The sequence below is a fragment of the Glycomyces amatae genome (assembly GCF_020991375.1).
Taxonomy (GTDB): Bacteria; Actinomycetota; Actinomycetes; order Mycobacteriales; family Micromonosporaceae; genus Glycomyces; species Glycomyces amatae.
Map to the genome: position 1 here is coordinate 1 of NZ_JAJLQZ010000002.1, position 24,919 is coordinate 24,919.

The window sequence follows — 24,919 nt, forward strand, 5'->3', positions numbered from 1 at the left end:
TTGAAAGCATTTGGGAATTCCTCTGGGTGGGTGAAGGTGCGCTCGTTCTGGTTTGAGGTGCACGCGGCAACCACCAGCTTCGGGTTCTCCCATTCGGGGCGGTCTGCCTTCCATGCCTCTGTGGCGACTGGCAGGAAGTTTCGGAGGCGGCGCTCGCTCGGCAGCTCGATCAGAAGAACTGACTTTCGTGCATCCGAGTCTCGGCGGGTGTGCTCTTTGTAGCTCTTGATCTTGCGGGCGAGGTATCCGAGGGTCTCTGTTCCTCGGTCGTGTTCGAGCCAGAAGGGCAGCACGGGGCCGTTCTGCCAGCTGATCTCGCCGTTGCCGTCCGGGTCGATGCCCAGCATCCAGGGGTCCTTGGCGAGCCAGCGAACCCGGATGCCGGAGTTGTTCCTCGCGGAGTAGTAGAGACGGCTGAAGAAGGCGTTGACGCCCTCGGTATGCGGCCGGTTCCTCGAGAGGAACTGGTGTTGGGCCTGGAAGGTCCCTGCTTGCTTCGTCGGCAGCTTGTCTCCCTTGATCAAGGCGAGGATGCACTGACCTCTCCAAGCCAGGACGTAGCGGTACGCCTTGCTCTCGGGGCTTCGCCAGCGTTCGACCACTCCTAGCTCGTGGAGTGTCAGGAGGCGTGCTCCCGCTTGGTGGCGGGAGGGGAAGAACATCGCCTCGATCATGCCGGCGGTCATGATCTTGTGCTTCTCGAGGGCTTCGAGGATGTCGAAGTCTCGCCTGGTCAGGCGGTTGGTTATCTCGTTGAAGTCGCCTGTGTCGGTGCCTGGGATCCGCTTCGCGCACATGCTCTTCTCACCGGCTCCCTTTGACGGGGGAGTCGGTTTGGGCGGTGAGGGGCTCGGTGAGGCGCTTGTGCAGGGCCTCTAGCTGCGGGTACGCGTGCGCGTACGTCTCCAACAGGCCAGCAAGTTCAGACATTGAGCAACCGAGCGGTCATCAAGTTGATGACCGCTCAATTGCGTCCTGAAGCCCCTGCTCAGGTCTCGGCCGGGGTGCCGTGGCCTTCGGCTCGACCGATGCCCGAGCGACAGGCCACATAGGTCAGTCGCCTTCGGCGGCGATCCACGGTCCGGTGGGCGGCGTTTCCCGCATGCCTCGTGAGTGTTCGGCCTCTCGTCGCGGGCTGAAACCGTATGTCAGTCCGGTCGGCGCAGTCCTGCGATCAGCAGTTCGATTATCCTGCGGGCGTTGTAGCGCGGGTCGCTGTCGTCGCCGATGCAGAGGTTGCCGATGCCTCGCATGAGTTGGTAGGCATCGAGGTCGGAGCGAATCTCACCGGACTCCGCTGCCGCGTCGAGGATCTCGGCGCACACCGGCACGAGGCGGTCGAGGAAGTAGGCGTGCAGTGTTTCGAAGCCGGCGTTGTCCGTCTGCATCGCGGCGGCAAGCCCGTGCTTGGTGACCAGGAAGTCCACGAAGAGGTCGATCCATTGTCGAAGCGCGGCATAGGGAGTCGTTTCACGCTCCAGCAGGGCCGGGCCGGCCTCGGCGCAAGCGTCGACCTGGTGGCGGTAGACCGCGATGACGAGGTCCGCGCGCGTCGGAAAGTGGCGGTAGATGGTGCCCATCCCGACCCCGGCCCTGGCTGCGATGTCGCGAACCGGTGCCTCCACGCCCGAGGCGACGAAGACCTCGGTCGCCGCGTCCAGCAGGGCCTGCTGGTTCCGACGTGCGTCCTTGCGCTTCGACCCGCCTGAGCTTCCCGAACTCTGGGTGCCGTCATCCACCGCCGTGTCCTTCCGTGATCCGGACTTGCAAACCGGAACATCGTTCCGTATTGTTAATGGAGCGACGTTCCGTTTTGATCATTGTGTCAGAACCGGGACCCGCCGCACCGACCAGGCACACCTGACCGAACGGAAACCACTGCCATGCCCGACCCGAACACCGCGAGCGCGCCGACTGCGATCGTGTCCGCGAAACCCGTCGTCCTGCCCGCTCCCGGCCGCGGCGACGATCTCCAGGTCCGCGTCTCCGCGCCCGCGACCGGCGTCGACCTGCCGGTCATCGTCTTCTCGCACGGCTTCGGATCCTCGATGGACGGATACGCCCCACTGGCGGACTTCTGGGCCGCCCGAGGCTTCGCGGTCCTGCAACCCACCCACCTGGACTCCAGGACGCTCGGCCTTCCTGCGGGCGACCCTCGTACGCCGCGGATCTGGCGTATCCGGGTGGAGGATCTCAAACGCGCCATCGACGGGCTCGACGTCTTGGAGGCCGCCGTGCCGGGCCTCGCCGGGCGCCTCGACCGCGCCCGCATAGCCGTGGCCGGGCACTCCTGGGGAGCCCAGACGGCGAGCACGCTGCTCGGCGCGCGGGTCCTCGACGCCGACGGCGTCCCCGGGGAGGACATGTCGGACGAGCGCGCCAAGGCGGGCGTGCTGCTCGCCCTGCCCGGCAAGGGCGGTGACGACCTCACGCCGTTCGCGGCCGAGAACTTCGCCTTCATGAACCCCTCCTTCGACGGCATGACCCCGCCCGCCCTCGTCGTCGCCGGGAACGATGACCAGTCCGCACTGTCCACTCGCGGACCGGACTGGTTCACCGACGCCTACTTCCTCAGCCCGGGAAGCAAGAGCCTGCTCACCCTCGCCGGGGCGGAGCACTCGCTCGGCGGCGTGTCCGGGTACGACGCCGCGGAAACGACGGACGCGAGCCCCGAACGGGTCGCGCTGGTGCAGCGGCTCACCTCCGCGTACCTGCGCAGCGCCCTCGACCCGGCGGACGCCGAGTGGAAGGCCGTGTCCTCCGAGCTGGAGGAAGGCCGTCACCCGCTGGGCAAGGTGCAGAGCAGGTAATCGCGTCGCGCTGCTGCGCAACGCCTCTCGCAGCGGCAGGGTCAGGAGCCGAACGGCCCCCGGCCCTGCTGCCTTCTCTCGGCGAATTCCTTACGGCGCCGATCGCGCTCGGTGATGACCGTCCGAGGCGGGTGGAAGGCGCGGCCGTCCGGGAGGCCGATGCCGGGCGGGCCTTTTGCTCTGCCCGCGCCTGTCACCGCGCCCGGACGCGGTTGGCCGCCGTGGAGTGGAAGAGCGCGGGGAAGCAGACGATGCCGGACGCCAAGAGCACCATCCAGATGACGATCGGCATGGTCTGGTCGGAGTCGACCGGGCTGGCCTGGAGCGGCGTATCGCCACCGGCCAGGACCGCTAGCAGGGCCAAGCCGGTGATCCACATCGCGCATGGAATCGCGAACAGCGCCCATACCGCGGCGGGCACCTCGTCGATCGGTTTGAGCATCCGTTCGGGGAACCTCCGCGGCCGCAGGAGCAGACGCTGCACCGCCCAGCAGCATCCCGCGATCACCAGTCCGAACGGCAGCAGCGGCGCGACCGGGTACTCCAGCACCGCTTCGGCGTCCGAGCGGCCGTTCGCGACGACGAAGCCCGCGTCGAGATCCGCCGGATCGAACACCGCCCACAGATCGGCGCCCTCCAGGTTCGCCGGACCGTCCCAGTCGTCGAAGCGGACCGGGGAGCCGTCGAACGGGTAGCGGACACCGCCGAGCTCGGCGAAGCCGCTGAGGTAGACCGTGTCAGGACCCCCTCTGTAGCCGAACTCGACGTCGAGAACGGTGTCCGCCCGGGCCGAGGTGATCTGCGGGTCCGCGTCGACGAACCGATGCCACGCCTGGTGGTTCCCGCTGATCCCGGCCGGCAGCGCCGCCGCGGCGCACCCCAGCCCATAGGCGACGAGCAATGCCGCCCGCCGATGCCGCACCTGGGCCCTGGTCGAGGCCCGAGTCCTGCCGACACTTCGCGCGCGCACCCACCACCACGCGATCGCGCCGATGCCCCCGGCGAACAGCAGCGCACCGGCCGGCATCGGGAAGCGGTAGCCGCCGAAGAGAAAGGCGTACCAGTAGAGGCCGACCACGGCGTGGAGCATGAGGGCGGCGGCCCACATGGGTATGAGCAGGCGAGGGGTTCCCACAAGGCGCTTTCATGTAGAGGAGCGATCGCGACTGATCCTAACGCGACTCCCACTCCGATCAAGGCCGCCGCTGCGGATCCCTCGATCGCGGCAGGCCGCACTGGACCTGTTCTCTGCGCCATCTCCAGGAGCTCACCTCGACCGTCCTGCCCGATTCCGGAAGCGCCTCCTCGTCCTCCTGGCCGCCGGACCGGCCCTCGTCGCCTTGGCCGCCGTCTACCTGGTCGTCCGCGACGACACTCCCGACATCGAAGCCGACTTCTCCAGCGATGCCTGCGAGGACTTCGACCTCGCCGAATTCGAGGCGTTCCCGGCGGACGACACCGAACCCTCCGAAGTAGACGGCGATGAGTTCGACACGGCCGACGCTCTCGACCTCGCCGATGCGCCGGCCGGTCAAGCGGTCGAACGCTTCGCAGCGTACGCCTGACGCACCTCGTCGGAACAAGCCGGTTCGGGTCCTTCGACTCTCGGGGCGTCCGATGCGTGTGAAACGAAGGCGACGGGAACTCGTCCCAGCCGCTACGCTCGCTCTGTCGGATCGAGCGGGAGGCGAGCTGTGGGACGGAAACTGGCGAGGTTCGTCGAAGCGGACCAGCCCGTCAAGTACATGGGCGGCTTCGACCACACGCTGGTGCACTGCCCCAGGTGCGACGGCATGGCGGTCCGCCGCGTCGCGCGGGTGACCTGCGGGTCGTGCGCGTATACGAGCGATCTGAAACGCGAGCCGAAGGTCGAACGCGTGGAGCCTCCCCAGATCGTCATGTGCCCCGAGTGCAACCGCTATGTCGGCACGTACCGAGAGGACCTGCGGTTGCAGCGGCTGCACTGCCGCGGTTGCGACTGGACCAGGGAACCGGTGCTCCGGCGTCCGTGGGTGGCGCCGAAGCGGGAGCGCCTGCCCCGCCTCTGGCTCGAGACGACGTTCCGAGGGGAGCGGCTCTGGGCGGAGAACGAGCAGCACCTGCGCTTCCTGGAGGAGTACGTCGCCGCCGGGGTCCGCGAGACCGGCTCCTCCAACAGCACCATCGCGAGCAGGCTCCCCGCCTGGATCAAGTCGGGCAAGAACCGCGAGGACCTGCTCCGCGCGCTCGCGAAGCTCCGGTCGCGACTGCCCTGAGCTCCCACAAGGCTTTACGACGTCACTCCTCCGGCGGCGACCGCGCCCGCGCGGGCGGTAGGGATGGCCTTACCTCGGGGAGGCGCGCTTGCAGGATGGTCTCGGCGCTGCCGCGTCAATAGCGTTGTCCCCATGCAGCAACCCACCCACGTCAAGTACACCGCTCTCCTGTGGATCGTGGCCGTCGCCGCGGGCGTCGTCGAGACCGCGCTCGCCGTCACCGACATCGCCCGCGAGTCCGGGCTCGACGCCGGCGTCTGGATGAACCTCGGGATGCGCTCGGTCGTCTACGTCGGAGCGCTGATCCTCATCGCGAACTTCGCCAAGGGCCGCCGCTGGGCCCGCGTGAGCCTGGTCGTCCTGCTCTCGGTGATCGGCCTCGCCGCGATGGTCGTGCCCGCCGCGATGGAGCTGGCGAACGGCGAGCCGTTCATGAGCGCCGTGGGCGGCGACGGTTCGTTCGCCACCGCGTTCGTCGTCGTCCGCCTCGCCCACATCGCCGCCGTCCTGGCCGCGACCGCCCTGATGTTCTCCGCGCCCGCCAACCGCTACTTCGCCGAGCGGGCCCCCAGGCCCGTCGCCGCCTGACCCGCCGCAGACGGGGCGCCCGGCCGCAGGAGGGCCGGGCGCCCGCTTCGCCGCGAAAGCGGCCCCGGGCCCGCGCGGGACCCCTCTCGCGCGGGCCCGGACATAATCGTCCGAGGTCCCCTGAGAGGAGCACCAGGATGAACACGCCCGCTCTCCCGCCGCGGATCCTGCCGCCGTGGGTCCGCAGCCTCGCCGCCGGAGTGCCCGACGCCCCCGAAGGCGCCGAACCGCTTCCGGCCGCGACGCCGGGGACGGTCTACGCGCTCGGCGAGGACGTCGGCTGGGTCGTGCCCCCGCGTCCCTTCGAGCTCCTGTTCGGCCGCGACGAGCAGAACGTCAACATCCCCCTGGGCGTCAAGGACAAGCGCGTCAGCCGCGTCCACGGCCGGCTCGTCTGCCACGGCGCCGAGTGGACGATGCGCAACGAGGGCCGCCTCCCGATGCTCCTGCCCGGCGACACCCTGCTGCTCTCCGGCCAGGAGCGCCTCATCGAGGACTCCTACACGCCCGTCTACATCGGCGACCTGTCCGAAGCCGTCCACTGCCTGGAGATCCGCCTCATCGGCGGCAGGCGCACCGCCGAGGACGGCGCCGCCGACGACGAGACCGCCGTGCCCGGCAGACACTTCCTCAGCGACGTCGAGCGGCTCGTCCTCACCTCGCTCGCGCAGCGCTACCTGCGCGGCCTGCCGCGCCCGCAGCCCGTCGCGTGGCGGCAGGTCGCCGACGACATGCGCCGCTCCCGCTTCGCCGCCGACCGGAACTGGAACGAGGGCACCGCGGCCCGGGTCGTCGCCGGTGTGCGCGAGCGGCTCTCCCACGCCGACTACCGGCCCCGCGTCGCCGGGCTCCTGCGCGAGGAGGTGTTCGGCGAACCGCTCGGGAACGCCCTGAACGACAACCTGATCCGGGCCCTGCTGCAAAGCACCACTCTGGACCCGAGTGATCTGGAGCGGCTCGACGCCGAGCCTCAGACCTCCTGATAGCACATGATGTAGTAGATGATCCCCGTCTCGGGGTCCCAGGGCTGCTCCGTCTCGTCGGTGGAGTCGCGCCAGTAGTACTCGAAGTCGGTCACGCCGTCGGCCCCGCAGGCCAGCCAGGCGGCGTCGTCGTGGTCCGGCTGCGACGGGTTCGGGTCCTCGGGGTTCGCGACGATCCGGTAGAAGTACTCCGCGGCCAGCTCCGAGTCGCAGGCGACGACCACCCAGTCCTCCGAGTCGGTCGTGCACTCGCCCTCGACCGGGCGGCGCTCGGCCTGCTCGTCGCCCGTCACCGGCGCGGGGACGATCGGCTCGGCCCCCGCGTCCTCCTCCGGGGTCGGGCTCTCCGCCGGTTCGGCGGTCGCCTCCCCTCCGGCCGCGTCCGCGCGGTCGGTGTTCCGGTCGGCGGCCGTGTACACCAGCACCGCCGCGAGCAGGACCAGGGCGATCACCGGCGTGAGCAGTTGGAACCACGGTCTGCCGGGCGCCGTCCGATCGGTCGGCTCCGCGCGCAGGCGCTCCTGGATGTCCCGCAGGATCGGCAGCGCCGAACCCGCCTCCTCGACCCCCGCCGCCTGCGCGAGCGCGTGCGCCAGCTCCCCGCAGGTGCGGTACCGCCGGGCCGGGTCGACGTGCATCGCCTTGGCCACCAACGACTCCAATGCCGGCGGCAGCTTCGGCTCCGGCTCGGCCGCCGGTGCGGCGTCGGTCTGCTCCCCGTCGACGGGCGGCCGCCGCCCCGTCAGGCAGTGGTAGAGCACGGCGCCGAGCGAGTACACGTCCCCGGCCCGCTCCGACGGGGACGCCGGCCCCTCCCGCACCTCCGGTCCGGGGCGGTCCGCGCCCGCGTCGTACACCTCCGGCGCGGTGTAGCGGCGCGTCCCGATGCTCTCGCCCACGGCGGTCAGGTCCGGGCCCAGGCGGTCCCGGGCGACCCCGAAGTCGCTCAGGTACACGTGCCCGCCGTGTCCGAAGAGGATGTTCCCGGGCTTGACGTCCCGGTGCACCACGCCGTGGTCGTGCGCGTGGTCGAGGGCCTTCGCGACCTGGGCGACGACGTCCACGGTCGCCGCCAGGTCCAGCCGCCCCCGCTCCAGGCGCCTGCGCAGGTCGTCCTCGGCGCACGGCATGACCAGGTACAGCAGGTCGTCCTCGGGCGAGGACGCCCGGATCAGGTACATGATGTTCGGGTGCTCCAGCGCGGCCATCAGCTGGATCTCGCGCAGGAACCGCCGCCGGTAGGCCTGGTGCAGCGACAGGTACCCGGCCATGGCCTTCACCGCGACCTTGCGCCCGTGCAGCCGGGCGTCCTCGGCGAGGAACACCTGGCTCAGGCCGGTGGTGCTCACCGGCGCCGGATCGATGCGGTAGTCCGGGAGCAGCTCGGCGAGCCGCTCCCGGACGCGTGCGAACGGGTCGGTCGTCTCGTCCATCGGAAGCACCTTCGCGGTGAGGGGCGGCGGTCACGGGCGGCGCAAGTCGGTCGAAACCGCTTCCCCCGAGGCCGATTCCATGAAAGCAGACGCCTCCCGCGCCCCGCAACGCCCGGTCCGGGACCCCTCCCGGGCACTTCCTGTTATGGCACGCCGGGTCAGCGGCGGTGGGGGAGGACCTCCTGCGCCTTGGTCTTGACGCCGCGGACGAGGACGTTCCAGGCGTCGGGGTCGCCCTTGAGCAGCGCCTCGGTCGTCGACTTGAGCTGGTCGAGGGTCGCGTGCGGCGGGATCGGCGGCACGTCGGGGTCGCAGTGGACGTCGAGCAGGACCGGCTGCCCCGCCGCGAACGCGAAGTCCCAGGCGCTCCCCAGCTCGTCCGGCTCGGTCACGGTGACGGCCTGGAACCCCAGCTGCCGGGCGAGGTCGGCGTACGAGACCGACGGCAGGCTCTGCGACGGCTCGAACTTGGGCGCCCCGCCCATCGCCCGCAGCTCCCAGGTGACCTGGTTGAGGTCGCCGTTGTCGAACACGCACACCACGAAGCACGGGTCCTGCCACCGGTCGCGGTAGCGCACGGCGGTCATGAGCTCGGCGAGCCCGTTCATCTGCATCGCGCCGTCGCCCACGAGCGCCACGACGGGCCGGTCGGGGTGGGCGAACTTGGCGCCGATGGCGTACGGGACGCCGCAGCCCATGGTCGCGAGCGTGCCCGACAGGGAGCAGCGCATCGTGCCGCGGACCTTGAGCAGGCGCGCGTACCAGTTCGTGGAGGACCCGGAGTCGGCGGTGACGATCGCGTCGTCGGGGACGCGCTCGGACAGCTCGTGGACCACCCGCATGGGGTTGACCGGGCGGGCCCCGACCATCGCCTGCCGCTCGAGGGTCTCCCACCACGAGGAGACGTTGCGCTCGACGGTGTCGCGCCACTCGGTGCGGCCGCGGCGCTCGAGGCGGGGCAGGAGCGCGGCGAGGGTGGCCCCGGCGTCGCCGACGAGGTTGGCCTCGGTCGGGTAGCGCAGGCCGATCATCGCCCCGTCGCGGTCGATCTGGACGGCCCTGGCCTGCCCGAACTCGGGCAGGAACTGGCTGTAGGGCATGTTGGAGCCGACGATGAGGAGCGTGTCGCAGTCGCGCATGAGCTCGTAGCTCGGGCGGGTCCCGAGCAGGCCGATCGACCCGGTGACGTACGGCAGCCCGTCGGGCAGGACGTCCTTGCCGAGCAGGGCCTTCGCGATGCCCGCGCCGGTCGCGTCCGCGACCTGCCGCAGCTCCTCGGCGGCCCCGCGGGCGCCCTGCCCGGCCAGGATCGCGACCTTCTCGCCCGCGTTGAGGATCGCCGCGGCGCGTTCGAGGTCGCCCTCGTCCGGGACGGCGCGGGCGGTGCCGTGGGACGGCGGCGAGGACGGCACCTGCCTGAACGCCTGCGCGGGCGGCGTGTACCGCTCCTCCTGGACGTCGGCGGGGATGATGACCGCGGTCGGGGCCCGGCGGGCCTCGGCGGTGCGGAACGCCCGGTCGAGGGCGAACGGCAGCTGCGCGGCGACGTTGACCTCCGCGAGGTACTCGGAGGCGACGTCCTTGAACAGCGCCTGGAGGTCCACCTCCTGCTGGTAGGCGCCGCCCATGGCGCTGCGGGCGGTCTGCCCGACGATCGCCACGACCGGCACGTGGTCGAGCTTGGCGTCGTACAAGCCGTTGAGCAGGTGGATCGCTCCGGGACCGGAGGTCGCGGCGCACACCCCGGTGCGGCCGGAGAACTTCGCGTAGCCGACGGCCTCGAACGCCGACATCTCCTCGTGGCGCGACTGCACGAACCGGGGCCGGTCGTCGGCCCTCCCGAAGGCGGCGATGAGCCCGTTGATCCCGTCCCCCGGGTAGCCGAAGACCTGCTCCACCCCCCATTCGCGCAGCCGCCGGAGCACGTGGTCGCCTACTGTCATGGCCATGGCGGGCCTCCCCCCTGAGACGCGTGGAGCGGGGGCTACCCGGCCTGCGGGGCCGTAACCGTCCGGCCCGGCGCCCGGCGAGCTCGGCCCGGGTGGGCGGTTCGGCCCCGGTCCGCTCGCAGGTGGCGGCGGCGACCTCGGCGGCGAAGCCGAGGTGGGCCGGCAGGTCCGCCGCGGGCAGGTCCGCGAGGCGGGTCCCGGGCCCGAGGAGCCCGGCGCGCAGGAGCGCGTCCAGGAGGCCCGCGGTGAAGGCGTCGCCCGCGCCCACGGTGTCCTCGACGCGGGCCGGGCGGGCCGCGACCTCGGCCTCGCCGTCTGCGTTGACCGCATAGGCGCCGTCCGCGCCGAGCGTGAGGACCACCAGGTCCGGGCCGGCGCCGGCCCATCGGCGGGCGACCGCGCGGGGGTCCTCGCCCGGGTAGAGCCAGGCCAGGTCCTCGTCGCTGACCTTGACGAGGTCCGCGCGGGCCGCGTGGCGCTCGACGCGGTCGCGCTCGGCGCCGCGGTCGCCCAGGAGCATCGGCCTGATGTTGGGGTCGTAGGAGACCGCGGCCCCGAGCGCGGCGGCCCGGTCGATGAGGCCGTCGACGAGCGCGGCGCCCGGTCCGACCGCCGCGGCGAGCGATCCGGTGTGGACGCAGCGGCAGTCGGGGGCCAGCTCGGGCGCGCCCGTGGGGTCCCAGGCGAGGTGGAAGCTGTAGTCGGCGCCCCCGTCCGCGCCGATCGCGGCCAGTGCCAGGCTGGTGCGGTCGGTGGCGGCCGGGAGGCGCTGGAGGTCGACGCCGTTGCGGCGCAGGTGGTCGCCGACGATCCGCCCGGGCAGGTCGTCGGCGAGGCAGGTGGCGAGGGCGACGGCGTCGCCGAGCCGGGCCAGGCCGACGGCCACGTTGGCCGGACTGCCGCCGGGACGGGCCGCGAACTGCGTCGCGTCGCCGTTCGCGACCAGGTCGAGCAGGGCTTCGCCGACAACGGTGATCACCGGGTTCCTCCAAAGAACGCATAGGGGGTTTGACCGCGTCAGTGAAGCATGTCATACTCACCTCCATACTGACAACGTTGTCGACAACGTGGTCATCATGTTCGCCGATCAGAGAGGACGCCATGGCCGCGGTTCCGAACCCGCCCGAGAGCCCGAGGCGCGCGCCCACTATCAAGGACGTGGCCGAGCGCGCGGGCCTGGGGTTCAAGACCGTCTCCCGCGTCCTCAACGACGAGCCCAACGTGCGCCCCGAGACCCGCGACCGGGTGCTGGCCGCCGTCGCGGAGCTCGGGTACCGGCGCAACTCGATCGCGAGCAGCATCCGCCGCAGCGACCAGCGCACCTCCTCGATCGGGCTCATCGTGGAGGACCTGGCGAACCCGTTCGCGTCGAGCCTGACGCGCGTCGTCCAGGACTACGCCCGCGAGCGCGGGCACCTCGTCCTGGTCGGCTCCAGCGACGGCGACCCCGGCCAGGAGGCCGAGCTCGTCGGCGAGTTCGGCACCCGCCGCGTGGACGGCATGATCCTGGTGCCCAACGGCCCCGACCAGTCCTACCTGGAGGAGGAGCGGCGGCGCGGCACCGCCGTGGTGTTCGTGGACCGCCCCGGCCGGGGGATCGAGGCCGACACCGTGGTCTCCGAGAACGCCGCCGGCGTCGCCGAGGCCGTGCGCCACCTCGCCCTCGCGGGCCACACCCGCATCGCCTACCTCGGCGACTTCGAGAGCATCTACACGTCCGCGGAGCGCCTCCAGGGCTTCCGCGACGCCATGGCCGCCTTCGGCGGCGCGGACCCCCGCCACATCCGCACCGGCCTGCACGATCCCGAGCAGGCCCACCGCGCGGCCGCCGAGCTGTTCGCGCTCGACCCGGCCCCGACCGCGCTCATCGCCGGCAACAACCTCATCACCGTCGGCGCGGTGCACGCCCTCCAGGACCTCGGCATCCGCGACCGGACCGCGTTCGTCGCCTTCGACGACCTGGAGCTGGCCGACCTGCTGCGCCCCGCCCTCACCGTCGTCGCGCAGGACACCGCGGCCCTCGGCGAGGCGGCCGCCCGCCATCTGTTCGAACGCCTGGCCGACCCCGCCGCGCCGTACCGCCGGACCCGCGTCCCGGTCCGGTTCGAGGTGCGGTCGTCCGGGGCCATCCCCGCGCCGGGCCACTGACCCCGCGCGGTCCCGCAGACACCTCGAAAAAACATCCAGATATTCGCATTTCGACAAGTGGCGCTTCACGAGAGCGTCGAGGACAGGGAGGTCCTGATGTCTACCCCTACGATCCCGCGCGCCGCCCTCGCGGCCTCATTGGCGGCGGTGCTGCTCGCCAGCGGATGCGCCGGCGCCGGCGGCGGGAACGCCGACGGCGACGGCGACTCGATCACCATCGCCACCGTCGCCAACCCCCAGATGCAGGACATCGAGCAGCTCTCCGAGGTCTTCGAGGAGGAGACCGGGATCGACGTGCAGTTCGTGGTCCTGCCCGAGAACGAGCTGCGCGACAAGGTCACGCAGGACATCGCCACCGAGTCGGGCCAGTACGACATCGTCACCATCGGCACCTACGAGACGCCGATCTGGGCCGAGAACGGCTGGCTGACCGCGCTCGACGACTACGCGAGCGACCCCGACTACGACGTGGACGACCTGCTCCCGCCGGTCCGCGAGGCGCTGACCTACGAGGACGGCCTGTACGCGGTGCCGTTCTACGGCGAGTCCTCGTTCCTGATGTACCGCACCGACCTCTTCGAGGCCGCGGGCGTCACCATGCCCGACAACCCCACCTGGGACCAGGTCGCCGACCTCGCCGAGCAGCTCCACGACCCCGAGAACGACGTGGCCGGGATCTGCCTGCGCGGCCTGGCCGGCTGGGGCGAGGTCCTCGCCCCGCTCAACACCGTGATCCACACCTTCGGCGGCCGCTGGTACGACGAGGATTGGAACGCGCAGCTGACCAGCCCCGAGACCCGGGAGGCCGTCCAGTTCTACGTGGACCTGGTGAGCCGGTACGGCGAGCCCGGCGCCGCCAACGCCGGCTTCTCCGAGTGCCTCACCGCCACCAGCCAGGGCAACGCCGCCATGTGGCTCGACGCCACCGTCGCCGCCAGCGTCCTGGAGGACCCCAACTCCTCCGACGCCGCCGGCAAGATGGCCTACGTCCCGGCCCCAGTGGTCGAGACCGACGCCTCCGGCTGGCTGTGGGCCTGGTCCCTCGCCGTCCCGCAGACCTCGCAGCACAAGGACGCCGCCTGGGAGTTCATGGCCTGGGCCACCGGCAAGGACTACATGCGCCTGGTCGGCGAGGAGCTGGGCTGGACCCGCGTGCCGCCCGGCAGCCGCGCCTCCACCTACGAGATCCCCGAGTACCAGGAGGCCGCCGGGGCGTTCGCGCCGCAGACCCTCGCCGCGATCGAGGGCGTCGACGTGACGATGCCGGGCCTGTACGAGCAGAACTGGAAGGGCGTCCAGTACATCACCATCCCCGAGTTCCAGGACCTCGGCACCCGTGTGGCCCAGGAGATCTCCGCGGCCATCGCCGGGAACCAGACCGTCGACGAGGCCCTGGAGAAGGCCCAGGGGTACGCCGAAGAGGTCGCCGAGAGCGGCGGCTACAAGGACGCGTGAGACCGATGACCGCAACCGAAGCCCCGTCCGCGGCGCGCGAGCGCCGCGGGCGGGCGGCCCCCGGGCTCACCGCCGGCGAGCGCTGGCGCCGCCGCATCCCCCTGCTGCCCGCGCTGATCGTCGTGGTCGTGCTGACGCAGCTGCCGTTCCTCGCCACCGTCTACTACAGCTTCCAGGACCGCAACCTCCTGCGCCCCGACGAGACCGCGTTCGCCGGGTTCGGCAACTACGCCGAGGTGCTCGGCGACGCGCAGTTCCGCGGGGCCGTGCTCAACACGGTGCTCCTCACCGTCACCGTGGTCCTGTGCTCGATCGCCCTGGCGACCGCGCTCGCCGTGCTCCTGGACCAGAAGTTCCTGGGCCGCAACGTGGTCCGCACACTGCTGATCACGCCGTTCCTGGTCATGCCCGCCGCCGCGGCCCTGATCTGGAAGCACGCGATCTTCAACCCGCTGTTCGGGACCCTCAACTGGGTCCTCTCCCCGTTCGGGGTGGAGCGGGTCGACTGGGTCTCCGAGCACCCCATGTTCTCCCTGGTCGTCATGCTCGTGTGGCAGTGGACGCCGTTCATGATGCTCATCGTCCTGGCCGGACTCCAGAGCCAGGACACCGAGATCCTCGAAGCGGCCAGGATGGACGGCGCCGGACCGGGCGCGATCTTCTGGCGCATCACCTTCCCGCAGCTGCGCCGGTTCATAGAACTCGCGGTGCTGCTCGGCTCGATCTTCATCGTGCAGACCTTCGACCCGATCTACCTGGTCACCCAGGGCGGTCCCGGGCAGGCGACGACGAACCTGCCGTACTTCATCTACCAGCGGACCTTCCGCGCCTTCGAGGTGGGCGAGGCCGCCGCGGCGGGCGTCGTCGTGGTCGTCGCGACCATCGTCATCGCCACGTTCGCGCTGCGCCTGTTCGCCGACATGTTCCGAGAGGAGCGGTGATGGACGCGACCCGCGTACGCCGACGCCGCGTCGGCCCGTCCCTGAAGTCCGCCGGCATCGCGGTGCTGGCCTGGGCCGCGGCCCTGGTGTTCTTCTTCCCGGTCCTGTGGATGTTCGTCTCGGGGTTCAAGCAGGAGGCCCAGGCCGCCACCGACCCGCCGACGTTCCTCTTCCAGCCCACGCTCGACCAGTTCGAGGCGATCCTGGGCCGGGACTTCACGCCGTTCCTGCTCAACTCGCTCATGGCCTCGGTCGGCTCGACGCTCCTGGTGATCGTCCTCGCCACGCCCGCGGCCTACGCGCTGTCGCTGGCGCCGATCCCGAAGTGGAAGGACTCGCTGTTCTTCTTCATCTCGACCCGGTTCATGCCCCCGGCCGCGATCATCCTGCCGCTGTACATCATCGCCAACAACGCGAACGTGCTCGACAACATCACGATGCTCTCGCTGGTCTACACGGCCATGAACCTGCCGATCGCGGTGTGGATGATCCGCTCGTTCCTGCTGGAGGTGCCCACCGCCGTGCTGGAGGCCGCGAAGGTCGACGGCGCCGGGTTCCTCACCGAGCTGCGCAAGATCATCCTGCCGATGATCGCGCCCGGACTCGCGGCCACGGCGCTGATCTGCTTCATCTTCGCCTGGAACGAGTTCTTCTTCGCCGTGAGCCTGACCTCGACCCGGGCCGCGACCGTGCCGGTGTTCCTCACCGGCTTCATCACCAGCGAGGGCCTGTTCCTCGCCCGCCTGTCCGCCGCCGCCACGATGGCCGCCCTCCCCGTGATCCTCGCGGGCTGGATCGCCCAGAAGTGGCTGGTGCGCGGCCTGACCATGGGAGCAGTGAAGTAATGAGAGCCGTAGTCGTCGAAGGCCCGCACCGGATCACCACCACCACAGTGGACGATCCGACGCCCGGGCCGCGCGATGTCGTCATCGCCGTGGCCGGGGCCGGGATCTGCGGCACCGACCTCCACGTGATCGACGGCGACCTGGAGGGCACGATCTACCCGATCGTGCCCGGCCACGAGTTCGCCGGCACCGTCGCCGAGGTCGGCAGCGCCGTCACCGAGTTCGCCGTCGGCGACCGGGTCGCGGTGGACCCCAACCTGTTCTGCGGCGAATGCCACTACTGCAAGATCGGGCGCGGGAACCTCTGCGAACGCTACAACGCCCTCGGCGTCATCGCCGACGCCGGCGCGGCCGCCGAGTACTGCACGGCCCCCGCGGGCAACTGCTACCTGCTGCCCGAGCCCGTCTCGCTCGACCACGCCCCGCTCATCGAGCCGCTGTCGTGCGCCGTGCACGGCTTCGACCTGCTGCCCGGCCGCATCGGCGAGCGCTACCTCGTGTACGGGGCCGGGACGATGGGCCTCATGATGGCCCAGCTCGCCCGCTTCGCCGGGGCCGCCGAGGTGTCCGTCGTGGACATCAACACCGAGCGCCTGCCGGTCGCCGCCGCGCTCGGCGCCGACCGGGTCGCCGCGAGCGCCGACGAGCTCGACCGCCCCGAGGGCTGGGAGGTCGTCATCGACTGCACCGGGGCCGTGCCCGCGATCGAGGACGGCCTCACCAGGGTCCGCAAGGGAGGGACGTTCCAGGTCTTCGGGGTCGCCCCCGAGGCCGCCGCGGCCTCGTTCTCCCCGTTCCGGGTCTACAAGGACGAGATCCACATCGTCGGCTCCATGGCCGTCCTGCACAGCTTCGGCCGCGCCGTCGACCTCATGGCCAAGCGCGTGATCGACCCGGACGTCATGATCAGCCACCGCTTCGGCCTCGACGAGTACGCGGCCGCGGTGGACCTCTTCCGGCAGGGCACCGGCCGCAAGCTCCAGATCCAGCCCGGCAAGTGAGGGGAGCCGGAGCCCCCCGCGAGGGGCTCCGGCCTCAGACCTCGTCGCCCGCCGTGATCAGCTGGGCCTCCTCCTGCGCGGTGCCGTGCGGGCGGCCCAGGTGCGCGAGCGTGCCCTTCCCCACGGCCAGCACCAGGATCGACACCAGCAGCGCGGCGAACCCGAACCAGTAGGGCGCGCCCTCGCCCATGGCCTCGGCGATGCCGCCCGAGACCGCCGGGGCGATCGCGCCGCCGAGGAACCGCACGCCCGAGTAGGTGGACGAGGCCACGTTCCGCGGCAGGTCGGTCGCCTCCATCACGGTCTCGGTGAGCGCGGTGTTCAGCACACCCAGGAACAGCCCCGCGACGATCACCACGGTGATGAGCACCGGCGCGGAGCCCACCCCCGCGGCCATCGTCGCCAGGCTCGCGGCCAGGAGCGCGAACATCGAGTAGAGCACCGGGAGCAGACCGAACCTGCGGGTCAGGAGCGGGGCGGCGAAGACCGAGGTGATCGCGAGGGCGGTGCCCCAGCCGAAGAAGACCAGGCCCAGCTCGTGCGCACCGAAGTGCATCCCGGCGTCCGCCGCGGCCGCCTCGATCGGGTAGGGCGAGTAGGCGAGCAGCGTGAAGAACCCGTAGTTGTAGAACAGCGCGGTGACCGCGAGCGTCAGCAGGGCCGGGTTGCGCAGCGCGGTGAAGCCGGCGGTGATCGAGACCGGGGCGGGCGCGGCGGCCGGGCCCCGCAGGAGCACGACGATCGCGATCAGGGCCACGGCCATGAGCGCGGCGGTGCCGAAGAACGGCCCCTGCCACGCCACCTCGCCGAGCGCGCCGCCCAGCAGCGGGCCGACGGCCATGCCGATGCCCAGCGCCGCCTCGTACAGGATCACGGCCTGGCGGCTCCCGCCGCTGGCCGCGCCGACGATCGCGGCGAGCGCCGTCGAGATGAACAGGGCGTTCCCCAGGCCCCAGCCCGCGCGGAAGCCGATGATCTGGTCCACGGTCTGCGAGGCGCCCGCGAGGGCCGCGAAGACCACGATCAGCGTCAGGCCCGCCAGGAGGGTGCGCTTGACGCCGAGGCGGCTGGAGATGAAGCCGCTGAAGAACATCGCGACCGCGGTGATGAGCAGGTAGCTGGTGAACAGCAGCATCGTCTGCGAGGGCGACGCGTCGAGGTCGTGGCTGATGGCCGGGAGGATCGGGTCGACCAGGCCGATCCCCATGAAGGAGACCGCGCAGGCGAACGCGATCGCCCACACGGCGGTGGGCTGGCGCAGGATCGACGGCTTCTGTTCCATTCGGGCACTTCCTCCTAGACGCGATGCAGGGCCTTCGCGGTCCCGGGGCTACTCCCTGTTCAGCCGGTCGGCCAGCTCCTCGAGCAGGTCGGCCGCCCTGGCGAGCACCGCCAGGTCGTCCTCGCCGAGCCCGGCGATGGCGGGCCGGACCTCCGCGGCGGCGCGCATCCGGAACTCGTGGAGCTCGCGGGCCCCGGCCTCGGTGAGGCTCACGACCGAGGCGCGCGCGTCGGACGGGTCCGCGCTGCGGGCGACCAGGCCGTCCGCTTCGAGGCGGTTCACGGTGGCGGTCATCGCGGGCTGCGTGATCGCCTCCCGCAGGGCCAGCTCGCCGACCCGGAGGTCGCCCTCCTGCCGGAGGTTGGCGAGCACGCGGAGGGCGATGAGGGACCGCTGCGTCCCGGCCCTGCGCGACGCGGTCCGCGCGAACCGGCTCCCCTGGGAGATGAGGCGGGCGGCCAACTGGTCGATGCCCTCGGGGCTCCGCGAAATCATAGAACAAGTATATACACTACTTATATAAATCGGCGAACCGAGCGACCCGCAGCGGACCGCCCCTCGGCCCGCGCTGGCAGAATATGCCGGTGCCCATCACCATCGCCCACCTGCGCGACCAGCTCCACGCCTACCTCGACCGCTGGCCCGAGTCCGCGGACGAGGTCCGCCCGCTCCTCGCCCTCGACTCCGAGGCCGGCTTCGACCGCTCGACGACGCCCGGGCACGTGACGGCCTCGGCGATCGTGCTCGACGAGTCCGGCGCGGTCCTGCTCATTCACCACCGCCTCTACGACCGGTGGTTCCAGCCCGGCGGCCACCTCGAACCCGGGGACGAATCGCTCCCGGCGGCGGCGCTCCGCGAGGCGGTGGAGGAGACCGGCCTCGACCCGGACGGGCTCGAACTGGCGGAGCCGGCGCCCATCCACGTCGACGTGCACCCGATACCGGCCAATCCGAGCCGGGGCGAGGGCGCGCACGACCACTACGACGTGCGGTACCTGTTCCGGTGCACCAGGGGCGGGCTGCGGCCGCGGACCGAGGAGGTCCACGCCGCCGCGTGGCGCCCCGCCGGGGACCTCGACAACGCGGACCTCGTGGAGCGCCTCGCGTCCTACTGACCCCGGTGCACGGCCAGGTGGTGGTCGGCGACGTCGCGGCGGAGCATCCAGTCCAGATCGGAGTTGCGCAGCAGCGCGACGAACGCCGGCACGCCCAGGCCGAGCGCGTCCGCGGCCGCGTCGAGCCGCCACTCGCGCGCGGCGAGGACCTCCAGGAGCCGCGCCCGGCGGACCTGGGTCTCGGAGAGGCGGAACGACTGGAGGAACGCCGGGCGGTCCCGCGCGTCGAGGATCGCCTCGCCCACATGGGCTTCACCGCCGGCCGCGAACGCGGGGCGGTACCGCACCACCCGGAAGCCGGCCATCGCGTAGGTCTCGGTGAAGTGGTACTCGGAGTCGAGCAGGCCGGCGGCGAGGGTGCCGCCGTGGAACTCGGCCCACCCGCGCCGGGCCGCGTCGACCTGGGCCCGCAGGTCGGCGAGCGACGCCACGGCGGACGCGTCGAGCCGGGGCGCGAACTCGGGCACCGAGGCGTGCAGCATCGCGTAGCGCCAGATCAGCTCGCCGTAGGCGTCCTCGATCAGCGTCGGGTGCAGGGCCCGGTAGTCGTCGGGGCAGGGCGTGACGAGCACCCCGGCGAGGGCGTCGGCGACGTACACGAGCACGCCGCACTGGCCGGGGTGGATCTCGAAGACCCGCAACGCGTCCGCGAGGCCGTCGACGAGGCTCCCGCGGTAGGCGCGGTCCGGTTGCGGCGGCAGCCGCGTGAACGCCCGCCGGGACCACTCCGGCCACGCGACGACCGGGGCCTGGAAGGCGAGCGGCAGGTAGGCCTCCAGGGCGCTGCGGCGCGGCAGGAACCGCACGCGGGTGCGCCGCTCCCCGAACCCGGACTTCGGCCGCCGCGACCCGCGCACGGTGGAGGCGCGCATCCGCAGCGCGGTCCCGAACTCGGGCACGCCGGAGCCGTCCCCGGTCCACTCGGCGGTGAGGCCGTGCGGCACGTACCAGCAGTCGCCCCGGCCCCGCTCGGCCTCGGGGAGGGCTCCGGGGTGCATGCGCAGGCCCTCGACGGGCGCCTCCCGCACGAGCGGCACGAGCCGCACGCCGCCCCAGACCTGGCCCGGGCGGGTCTCCAGGCCCGCGAACGTCAAGCGCCCCATGGCTCCTCCTCGGCGAGCCACCGCTCGACGCGGGCGTCGACGGCCGCCCGCAGCTCCTCGATGCCGGCCCGGCCGTCGCCGAAGCGCGCGAACGCCACGAGCTCGGGCAGGTCCTCGGCGTCGCGGACGCCCGCGGTGGGGACGCTCGGGGCGAGGCGGCGCACGCCGATGCCGTCCGCGTCGAACACCGGGTTCAGGTGCACGATCGCGGTGCGCCGCCCCGGGTCGAGGCGGGTGGTCCACACCCGCAGCACCTCGGCGGCGAGCCCGGCGGGGGCGTTGTCCCAGCCGTCCGAGACGACCACGAGCACGGCGGGAGCGCCCTCGAGGGCGTCGAGGATCCGCTCGCCGAGCGCGGTGACGCCGCGGGGCTTCGCGAGCAGCGCGTCCTCGCCGCCCGACAGCCACAGCGGCCGGTACTCGCCCGCGAGGGCCTCGAGCAGGAAATGCGCGGCGAGCGCCACGGCGAGCGGGCGGCGGCGCTTCTCGCCCGACCCGCTCGACGAGTAGGAGTCGTCGAGGACGGCGGCGACGGCGCCCCAGGTCCCCGCCCGGTCCCCGGCGGCCTTCCGGGCCGCCGCCCGCAGCGCCCCGGTCAGCTCCCCGCGGCGCGCTTCACGCTCCTCTTCGGGGATCGCGAGCACGTAGGCGGCGAGGCGGGTCAGCGGCATCCGCCCGAGCGCGGCCGCGTCGAGCGCGACCGCCGCGCCGCCGCTGCGCTGGAGCCGCAGGCGCTCGTTCCGGGTGAGCCGCGGCGCGATCTGCTCCAGGAAGGCGCTCCGCGGGATGCGGTGCGCGGCCGCGAAGCCCTCGGCGACGGTGTACGGCAGCGCGAAGACCGCGGCGCGCTCGTGGTGGGCGCGGCGCCAGGTCTCGAACAGCGGCGTCCGGTAGCGGCCGGCCTTCATGGGCGCGAACAGGAACGCCGCCAGTTCCTCACCGGCGTCCCCGGGGAGCCGGTCGAGGTCGAGGTGGGCGTGGACGGCCGCGCGCTTGAACGCGCCGCGGTACTTGACGGCCTCGAAGCCGAGGTCCGGGCGGGCCGACAGCCACTCGCGCATGACCGCGCGCGTGCGCCGGTTGTTGACCTTCGCCTTCTGCAAGGCCGTGAACAGCCGGTACACGCGCGAGGCCGGCAGGTCGCGGAGCGCGCGCCGGATCAGGCGGCCCTCGGTCCGCCGCTGCGCGGGGGCCGCGTCGGCGCCGGTCCGCAGCAGCCGCAGGACGATCTGCGCCTTGTTGCGGTCGTTGATCCCGAGCGCGAGCGCCGCCGCGTACAGGTCCCGGTAGTTCACGAGCATGTACTCGTGGAGGAAGTCCACCGACCACTCCTGGCGCGCCCTGCCCGTGTGGAACTCGTCCTGCCCGGTGGCGGCGACGGCGGCGTTCACGAACAGCAGCACGTCCTCGGCGGCGACGAGGTCGGCGACGGATTCCATGGGGGCCTTCAAGAGTCGGGGGAGCGGGGGTGCCGACCGGGGAGCGGGCGGCGCGATGGCGAAAGAACGCTCACAAAACGAATCCGGTAATCGCACCTGAGTCCCGCGGCCGGCCCGTCCAATGTAGCGGTCCGTGGCCATGCGCGCGAACGGAAAACGGGACCGCCCCCGGGCGGCCCCGTCGCCGGAGGCTACAGGCCCGGGTCCCTGTTCCAGGTCCAGGCGTAGTTCGTGTCCTCCACGTCCAGGGCCGGTTCGCACAGCTCCAAGGGCCGGAACGTGTCGACCATGACCGCCAGCTCGTCGAAGAACTCGGCGCCGATCGAGCGCTCCGGCGCACCCGGCTGCGGGCCGTGCGTGAACCCCGACGGGTGCAGCGAGATCGAGCCCTGCTCGATCCCCGAGCCCCGGCGGGCCTCGTAGTTCCCGCCGCAGTAGAACATCACCTCGTCGGAGTCGACGTTGTGGTGGTTGTACGGCACCGGGATCGCGTCCGGGTGGTAGTCCACCTTGCGCGGCACGAAGTTGCAGATGACGAAGTTCGGGCCCTGGAAGACCTGGTGCGCGGGCGGCGGCTGGTGGATGCGCCCGGTGATCGGCTCGAAGTCGTGGATCGAGAACACCCACGGGTACAGGCACCCGTCCCAGCCGACCACGTCGAACGGGTGGTGCGCGTACGTGAACTTCGTCCACAGCGTCGAGCCGCCGCGGCCGCGGTGCTGGACGTACACGTCCACGTCCTCGCCATCGACCTGGAGCGTCTCCTCCGGGCCGCGCAGGTCCCGCTCGCAGTACGGCGCGTGCTCCAGGAACTGGCCGCGCACCGACAGGTACCGCTTCGCGGGGGTGATGTGCCCGGTCGACTCGATGGCGAGGGTCCGCAGCGGCTCGTCCCCGGTGGGCACGATCCGGTAGATCGTCGACATCGGCATGATCAGGTAGTCGCCCTGGCCGATGTCGAGGGCCCCGAAGGTCGTCTCGACGCGGGCGCTCCCCGATTCGACGTAGAGGCACTCGTCGCCGATCGCGTTGCGGTACAGCGGCGACGGCCGGTCGGCGACTGAGTAGGAGATCCGCACGTCCGCATTGGACAGCAGGTGCTCGCGCCCGAGGACCGCGTCGCCCGCGGCGTCCAGCTTGTGGGTGCGGAAGTGCCGCGGCTTGAGCGGGTGGTTCGGCGCCGGCTCGGCCCGCTCGGGCCGGTGCTCGGTGCTGGAGCTGATCGCCGTGGGCCGGAACCGGTGGTAGAGCAGCGAGGAGTCCGAGGAGAAGCCCTCCTGCCCCATCAGCTCCTCGTGGTAGAGGCTTCCGTCGGCCTGGCGGAACTGCGTGTGTCGCTTGTCGGGGATCTGCCCGAGCGAACGGTAGAACGGCACGTCGACTCCTTCGTCGGTTCGCGCGGCGGCCGAGGGTGTGGCCGCCGGCACGGTGGCTATGCCCCGAGGATAACCGTCCCGCCGTTCGATCTCGACCACTCCGCGCACGCCCGGCCCGATTCGCGCACCGGCTGCGCGGACCCCTGGACCCGGGCCGCCGGCCTCACCTAGGCTCTGGGCATGTCCGGACCCATCCCCGCCATGCTGCGGGACCTGATCGACGACGCGGCGCTCTTCCCACCAGGAAACGCGCCCTTCGACACGGCCGTCCCCGCCCACCGCGGGCACCGCCAGTCCTGGTACGAGCCCATGATCGGCCCGTTCCTCGTCCCGCAGACCCGCCTCGGCGACCTCCCCGCGGGCCGCGGCGAGCTGCGCATCGGCGTCGTCGTCGACGGCGACCTCGAACGCGTCCCCGAGGACGTCGCCGCCCTCGGCCCCGGCGTCGCCGTCGCCCACTACGAGTCGCGCCACCCGCTCGACCGCCTCGCCGCGGCCGCGCCCGCCTGGGGCGGGCCCGTCTACGCCGAGATCCCCTTCGGCGACGAGGCCCTCGACGCGATCGGGCCCACCGGGTTCACCCCGAAGTTCCGCACCGGCGGCCTCGCCGCCGAGTTCTTCCCCCCGCCCGAGGTCCTCGCGGCCGCGATCGGCGGCTGCCGGGACCGCGGCCTGCGGTTCAAGCTCACCGCCGGCCTCCACGAGGCCGTCCGCCACCGCGACCCCGAGACCGGTTTCGACCATCACGGCTTCCTGAACGTGCTGGTCGCCGCCGCCGACGCCGCCGACGGCGCCGACACGGACCACCTCACCGCCACCTTGGCCTCCACCGACGCCGAGGACCTCGCCGCCCGGGCCCGCCGCGTGCTGCACCGCCCGCGCGCCCTGTGGACCGGCTTCGGCTCGTGCAGCGTCGACGAGCCGCTCGACGACCTCCTGAGACTCGGACTCCTGACGCGAGGGGACACCGCATGACCGCCACCAGCTGGGTCGACGGCGCCGACCCCGGGCCCTTCGGCCTCGCCCACCTCCCGTACGGGGTCTTCTCCACGGCCAAGGACCCCGCGCCGCGCATCGGCGTGCGCATCGGCGACCAGGTGCTCGACCTCCGCGCGCTCGCCACCGGCACGTTCTTCCTGCCGTGGATCAGGCCCGCCTTCCACGAGCAGCGCCTGAACGGCTTCATGGCCATGGGCCCGCTCGCGTGGCACCTGGTCCGCCACCAGCTCACCGAACTCCTCGCCGACCGCCGCCACGCCGACCAGTCGGCTACCCTCCTCACTCCGGTGTCCAAGGTCCGCATGCACCTGCCCTTCGCCGTCGCGGACTATGTGGACTTCTACGCCTCCGAGGAGCACGCGACCAACCTCGGCCGCCTCTTCCGGCCCGACTCGGACCCACTGCTGCCCAACTGGAAGCACTTGCCGGTCGGCTACCACGGCCGGGCCGGGACGGTGGTGCCCTCAGGCACGCCGATCACGCGTCCCCGGGGCCAGCGCAAGTCCAAGGACGGGCCGCTCGAGTTCGCACCCAGCGCCCGGCTCGACATCGAGACCGAGGTCGGCTTCGTGGTCGGCGTCGACACTGAGCTGGGGAAGCCGGTGAGCCCCGACGCCTTCGCCGAGCACGTGTTCGGCGTCGTGCTCGTCAACGACTGGTCGGCGCGCGACATCCAGGCCTGGGAGTACGTGCCGCTCGGGCCGTTCCTCGGGAAGTCCTTCGCGACCTCGATCGGCCACTGGGTGACCCCGCTGGACGCGCTGGCGGACGCGAAGGTCGCCGCACCGGTGCAGGACCCGGTGCCGTTCGGCTATCTCGCGGAGTCGAACAGGTTCGCCTACGACCTGACGATGTCGGTGCGCTGGAACGGGACCGAGGTCTCGCGGCCGCCGTACGCGGGGATGTACTGGACCCCGGCGCAGATGCTGGCGCACATGACGGTGAACGGCGCCTCGCTGCGGACCGGCGACCTGTACGCCTCCGGCACGGTCTCGGGGCCCGAGCCCGACCAGCGCGGGTCCTTCATCGAGCTGACCTGGGGCGGCAGGGACCCGGTCGACCTCGGCGAGGGCGGGACGCGCACCTTCCTCGAGGACGGCGACACCGTCCAGATCACCGCGACCGCGCGGAGCGCGGACGGCGGCACGATCGGCCTCGCGGAGGTGTCCGGCACGATCCTGCCGGCCCTGCCGTAAG

Annotated in this window: 24 protein-coding genes and 1 pseudogene; 13 read left to right on the forward strand and 12 right to left on the reverse strand. The window is 72.0% G+C overall.

Annotated elements, in window-relative coordinates; genetic code table 11:
• From LO763_RS02895 to LO763_RS02900, 3 genes are all read right to left on the reverse strand, one after another.
• Positions 1-797 (reverse strand): replication-relaxation family protein (locus LO763_RS02895; protein ID WP_230600452.1); only part of this gene is annotated, 797 nt, incomplete at its 3' end.
• Between the two features lie 7 nt (positions 798-804).
• Entirely contained in the window at positions 805-930 is a 126-nt protein-coding gene (locus tag LO763_RS28665; protein ID WP_255671618.1) for a hypothetical protein, read from the reverse strand.
• Positions 931-1,148: 218 nt separating this feature from the next.
• The gene (locus LO763_RS02900; RefSeq protein WP_230600454.1) at positions 1,149-1,739 is read right to left on the reverse strand and encodes a TetR/AcrR family transcriptional regulator; all 591 of its coding nucleotides are present in this window, start codon (positions 1,737-1,739) and stop codon (positions 1,149-1,151) included.
• A 144-nt stretch (positions 1,740-1,883) separates the two neighbouring features.
• Here LO763_RS02900 and LO763_RS02905 point away from each other — a divergent pair, with 144 nt between their 5' ends.
• A complete protein-coding gene (locus tag LO763_RS02905; protein ID WP_255671620.1) occupies positions 1,884-2,810 on the forward strand; it encodes an alpha/beta hydrolase family protein in 927 nt (308 codons plus the stop codon).
• A gap of 193 nt (positions 2,811-3,003) precedes the next feature.
• Here the strand turns inward: LO763_RS02905 and LO763_RS02910 are convergent, their stop codons facing one another.
• Complete coding sequence (locus tag LO763_RS02910) at positions 3,004-3,945, reverse strand: hypothetical protein (protein ID WP_230600456.1); 942 nt, start codon at positions 3,943-3,945, stop codon at positions 3,004-3,006.
• A gap of 205 nt (positions 3,946-4,150) precedes the next feature.
• Between LO763_RS02910 and LO763_RS02915 the strand changes: the two genes are divergently transcribed.
• The 4 genes from LO763_RS02915 to LO763_RS02930 all read left to right on the forward strand — a co-directional run bounded on the left by LO763_RS02915 (position 4,151) and on the right by LO763_RS02930 (position 6,636).
• Positions 4,151-4,375, forward strand: coding sequence for a hypothetical protein (locus tag LO763_RS02915; RefSeq protein WP_230600457.1), 225 nt, complete (start codon positions 4,151-4,153; stop codon positions 4,373-4,375).
• 129 nt (positions 4,376-4,504) lie between these two features.
• A complete protein-coding gene (locus tag LO763_RS02920) occupies positions 4,505-5,065 on the forward strand; it encodes a hypothetical protein (protein ID WP_230600458.1) in 561 nt (186 codons plus the stop codon).
• Between the two features lie 132 nt (positions 5,066-5,197).
• Complete coding sequence (locus LO763_RS02925) at positions 5,198-5,653, forward strand: hypothetical protein (protein ID WP_230600459.1); 456 nt, start codon at positions 5,198-5,200, stop codon at positions 5,651-5,653.
• Positions 5,654-5,790: 137 nt separating this feature from the next.
• Positions 5,791-6,636 (forward strand): FHA domain-containing protein, encoded by an 846-nt coding sequence (locus LO763_RS02930; protein WP_230600460.1) that lies wholly within the window; start codon positions 5,791-5,793, stop codon positions 6,634-6,636.
• On the opposite strand, the gene LO763_RS02935 is transcribed toward LO763_RS02930, so the two are convergent.
• The 3 genes and pseudogenes from LO763_RS02935 to LO763_RS29535 all read right to left on the reverse strand — a co-directional run.
• Positions 6,624-8,069 (reverse strand): serine/threonine-protein kinase, encoded by a 1,446-nt coding sequence (locus LO763_RS02935; RefSeq protein WP_230600461.1) that lies wholly within the window; start codon positions 8,067-8,069, stop codon positions 6,624-6,626. The genes LO763_RS02930 and LO763_RS02935 overlap by 13 nt on opposite strands.
• Positions 8,070-8,227: 158 nt before the next feature.
• Positions 8,228-10,018 carry a thiamine pyrophosphate-requiring protein gene (locus LO763_RS02940; RefSeq protein WP_230600462.1) on the reverse strand — a complete coding sequence of 597 codons (1,791 nt, stop codon included), beginning with the start codon at positions 10,016-10,018 and terminating at the stop codon, positions 8,228-8,230.
• A gap of 154 nt (positions 10,019-10,172) precedes the next feature.
• Positions 10,173-10,997, reverse strand: a pseudogene (locus LO763_RS29535) (carbohydrate kinase family protein); the annotation flags it as partial.
• Positions 10,998-11,176: 179 nt separating this feature from the next.
• On the opposite strand from LO763_RS29535, the gene LO763_RS02950 reads away from it, so the two are divergent.
• From LO763_RS02950 to LO763_RS02970, 5 genes are all read left to right on the forward strand, one after another.
• Positions 11,177-12,166: a LacI family DNA-binding transcriptional regulator gene (locus tag LO763_RS02950; RefSeq protein WP_230600464.1), complete on the forward strand. Its 990-nt coding sequence runs from the start codon at positions 11,177-11,179 to the stop codon at positions 12,164-12,166.
• Between the two features lie 96 nt (positions 12,167-12,262).
• Positions 12,263-13,621, forward strand: a complete 1,359-nt coding sequence (locus LO763_RS02955) for an ABC transporter substrate-binding protein (RefSeq protein ID WP_230600465.1) — start codon at positions 12,263-12,265, stop codon at positions 13,619-13,621.
• A gap of 5 nt (positions 13,622-13,626) precedes the next feature.
• Positions 13,627-14,562: a carbohydrate ABC transporter permease gene (locus LO763_RS02960; protein ID WP_230600466.1), complete on the forward strand. Its 936-nt coding sequence runs from the start codon at positions 13,627-13,629 to the stop codon at positions 14,560-14,562.
• Positions 14,562-15,407, forward strand: coding sequence for a carbohydrate ABC transporter permease (locus LO763_RS02965; protein WP_230600467.1), 846 nt, complete (start codon positions 14,562-14,564; stop codon positions 15,405-15,407). The genes LO763_RS02960 and LO763_RS02965 overlap by 1 nt, the downstream gene beginning before the upstream one ends.
• A complete protein-coding gene (locus tag LO763_RS02970) occupies positions 15,407-16,408 on the forward strand; it encodes a zinc-dependent alcohol dehydrogenase family protein (protein WP_230600468.1) in 1,002 nt (333 codons plus the stop codon). The genes LO763_RS02965 and LO763_RS02970 overlap by 1 nt, the downstream gene beginning before the upstream one ends.
• A gap of 34 nt (positions 16,409-16,442) precedes the next feature.
• On the opposite strand, the gene LO763_RS02975 is transcribed toward LO763_RS02970, so the two are convergent.
• Together LO763_RS02975 and LO763_RS02980 are read right to left on the reverse strand one after the other, a co-directional pair.
• The gene (locus LO763_RS02975) at positions 16,443-17,690 is read right to left on the reverse strand and encodes an MFS transporter (RefSeq protein WP_230600469.1); all 1,248 of its coding nucleotides are present in this window, start codon (positions 17,688-17,690) and stop codon (positions 16,443-16,445) included.
• Between the two features lie 48 nt (positions 17,691-17,738).
• A complete protein-coding gene (locus LO763_RS02980) occupies positions 17,739-18,185 on the reverse strand; it encodes a MarR family winged helix-turn-helix transcriptional regulator (RefSeq protein ID WP_230600470.1) in 447 nt (148 codons plus the stop codon).
• 89 nt (positions 18,186-18,274) lie between these two features.
• Between LO763_RS02980 and LO763_RS02985 the strand changes: the two genes are divergently transcribed.
• On the forward strand, positions 18,275-18,805 hold the full coding sequence (locus LO763_RS02985; protein ID WP_230600471.1) for an NUDIX hydrolase: 531 nt from the start codon (positions 18,275-18,277) through the stop codon (positions 18,803-18,805).
• Here the strand turns inward: LO763_RS02985 and LO763_RS02990 are convergent.
• The 3 genes from LO763_RS02990 to LO763_RS03000 all read right to left on the reverse strand — a co-directional run bounded on the left by LO763_RS02990 (position 18,799) and on the right by LO763_RS03000 (position 22,723).
• Entirely contained in the window at positions 18,799-19,908 is a 1,110-nt protein-coding gene (locus LO763_RS02990) for an ARPP-2 domain-containing protein (protein ID WP_230600472.1), read from the reverse strand. The two genes, LO763_RS02985 and LO763_RS02990, sit on opposite strands and share 7 nt — an antisense overlap.
• Positions 19,896-21,347: a hypothetical protein gene (locus LO763_RS02995; protein ID WP_230600473.1), complete on the reverse strand. Its 1,452-nt coding sequence runs from the start codon at positions 21,345-21,347 to the stop codon at positions 19,896-19,898. Before LO763_RS02995 ends, LO763_RS02990 begins: the two co-directional genes overlap by 13 nt.
• Before the next feature lie 191 nt (positions 21,348-21,538).
• Entirely contained in the window at positions 21,539-22,723 is a 1,185-nt protein-coding gene (locus LO763_RS03000; RefSeq protein WP_230600474.1) for a homogentisate 1,2-dioxygenase, read from the reverse strand.
• 180 nt (positions 22,724-22,903) lie between these two features.
• On the opposite strand from LO763_RS03000, the gene LO763_RS03005 reads away from it, so the two are divergent.
• Together LO763_RS03005 and fahA are read left to right on the forward strand one after the other, a co-directional pair.
• A complete protein-coding gene (locus LO763_RS03005) occupies positions 22,904-23,698 on the forward strand; it encodes a hypothetical protein (RefSeq protein ID WP_230600475.1) in 795 nt (264 codons plus the stop codon).
• On the forward strand, positions 23,695-24,918 hold the full coding sequence (fahA, locus tag LO763_RS03010) for a fumarylacetoacetase (protein WP_230600476.1): 1,224 nt from the start codon (positions 23,695-23,697) through the stop codon (positions 24,916-24,918). The genes LO763_RS03005 and fahA overlap by 4 nt, the downstream gene beginning before the upstream one ends.
• Position 24,919 lies beyond the last annotated feature (1 nt).

Excerpts from the sequence above, each read along its gene's own strand:
- LO763_RS28665 (WP_255671618.1), bottom strand. The coding sequence starts at position 930 with ATGTCTGAACTTGCTGGCCTGTTGGAGACGTACGCGCACGCGTACCCG.
- LO763_RS02905 (WP_255671620.1), top strand. The coding sequence starts at position 1,884 with ATGCCCGACCCGAACACCGCGAGCGCGCCGACTGCGATCGTGTCCGCG.
- LO763_RS02925 (WP_230600459.1), top strand. The coding sequence starts at position 5,198 with ATGCAGCAACCCACCCACGTCAAGTACACCGCTCTCCTGTGGATCGTG.
- LO763_RS02930 (WP_230600460.1), top strand. The coding sequence starts at position 5,791 with ATGAACACGCCCGCTCTCCCGCCGCGGATCCTGCCGCCGTGGGTCCGC.
- LO763_RS02935 (WP_230600461.1), bottom strand. The coding sequence starts at position 8,069 with ATGGACGAGACGACCGACCCGTTCGCACGCGTCCGGGAGCGGCTCGCC.
- LO763_RS02940 (WP_230600462.1), bottom strand. The coding sequence starts at position 10,018 with ATGGCCATGACAGTAGGCGACCACGTGCTCCGGCGGCTGCGCGAATGG.
- LO763_RS02955 (WP_230600465.1), top strand. The coding sequence starts at position 12,263 with ATGTCTACCCCTACGATCCCGCGCGCCGCCCTCGCGGCCTCATTGGCG.
- LO763_RS02960 (WP_230600466.1), top strand. The coding sequence starts at position 13,627 with ATGACCGCAACCGAAGCCCCGTCCGCGGCGCGCGAGCGCCGCGGGCGG.
- LO763_RS02965 (WP_230600467.1), top strand. The coding sequence starts at position 14,562 with ATGGACGCGACCCGCGTACGCCGACGCCGCGTCGGCCCGTCCCTGAAG.
- LO763_RS02970 (WP_230600468.1), top strand. The coding sequence starts at position 15,407 with ATGAGAGCCGTAGTCGTCGAAGGCCCGCACCGGATCACCACCACCACA.
- LO763_RS02975 (WP_230600469.1), bottom strand. The coding sequence starts at position 17,690 with ATGGAACAGAAGCCGTCGATCCTGCGCCAGCCCACCGCCGTGTGGGCG.
- LO763_RS02980 (WP_230600470.1), bottom strand. The coding sequence starts at position 18,185 with ATGATTTCGCGGAGCCCCGAGGGCATCGACCAGTTGGCCGCCCGCCTC.
- LO763_RS02990 (WP_230600472.1), bottom strand. The coding sequence starts at position 19,908 with ATGGGGCGCTTGACGTTCGCGGGCCTGGAGACCCGCCCGGGCCAGGTC.
- LO763_RS02995 (WP_230600473.1), bottom strand. The coding sequence starts at position 21,347 with ATGGAATCCGTCGCCGACCTCGTCGCCGCCGAGGACGTGCTGCTGTTC.
- LO763_RS03005 (WP_230600475.1), top strand. The coding sequence starts at position 22,904 with ATGTCCGGACCCATCCCCGCCATGCTGCGGGACCTGATCGACGACGCG.
- fahA (WP_230600476.1), top strand. The coding sequence starts at position 23,695 with ATGACCGCCACCAGCTGGGTCGACGGCGCCGACCCCGGGCCCTTCGGC.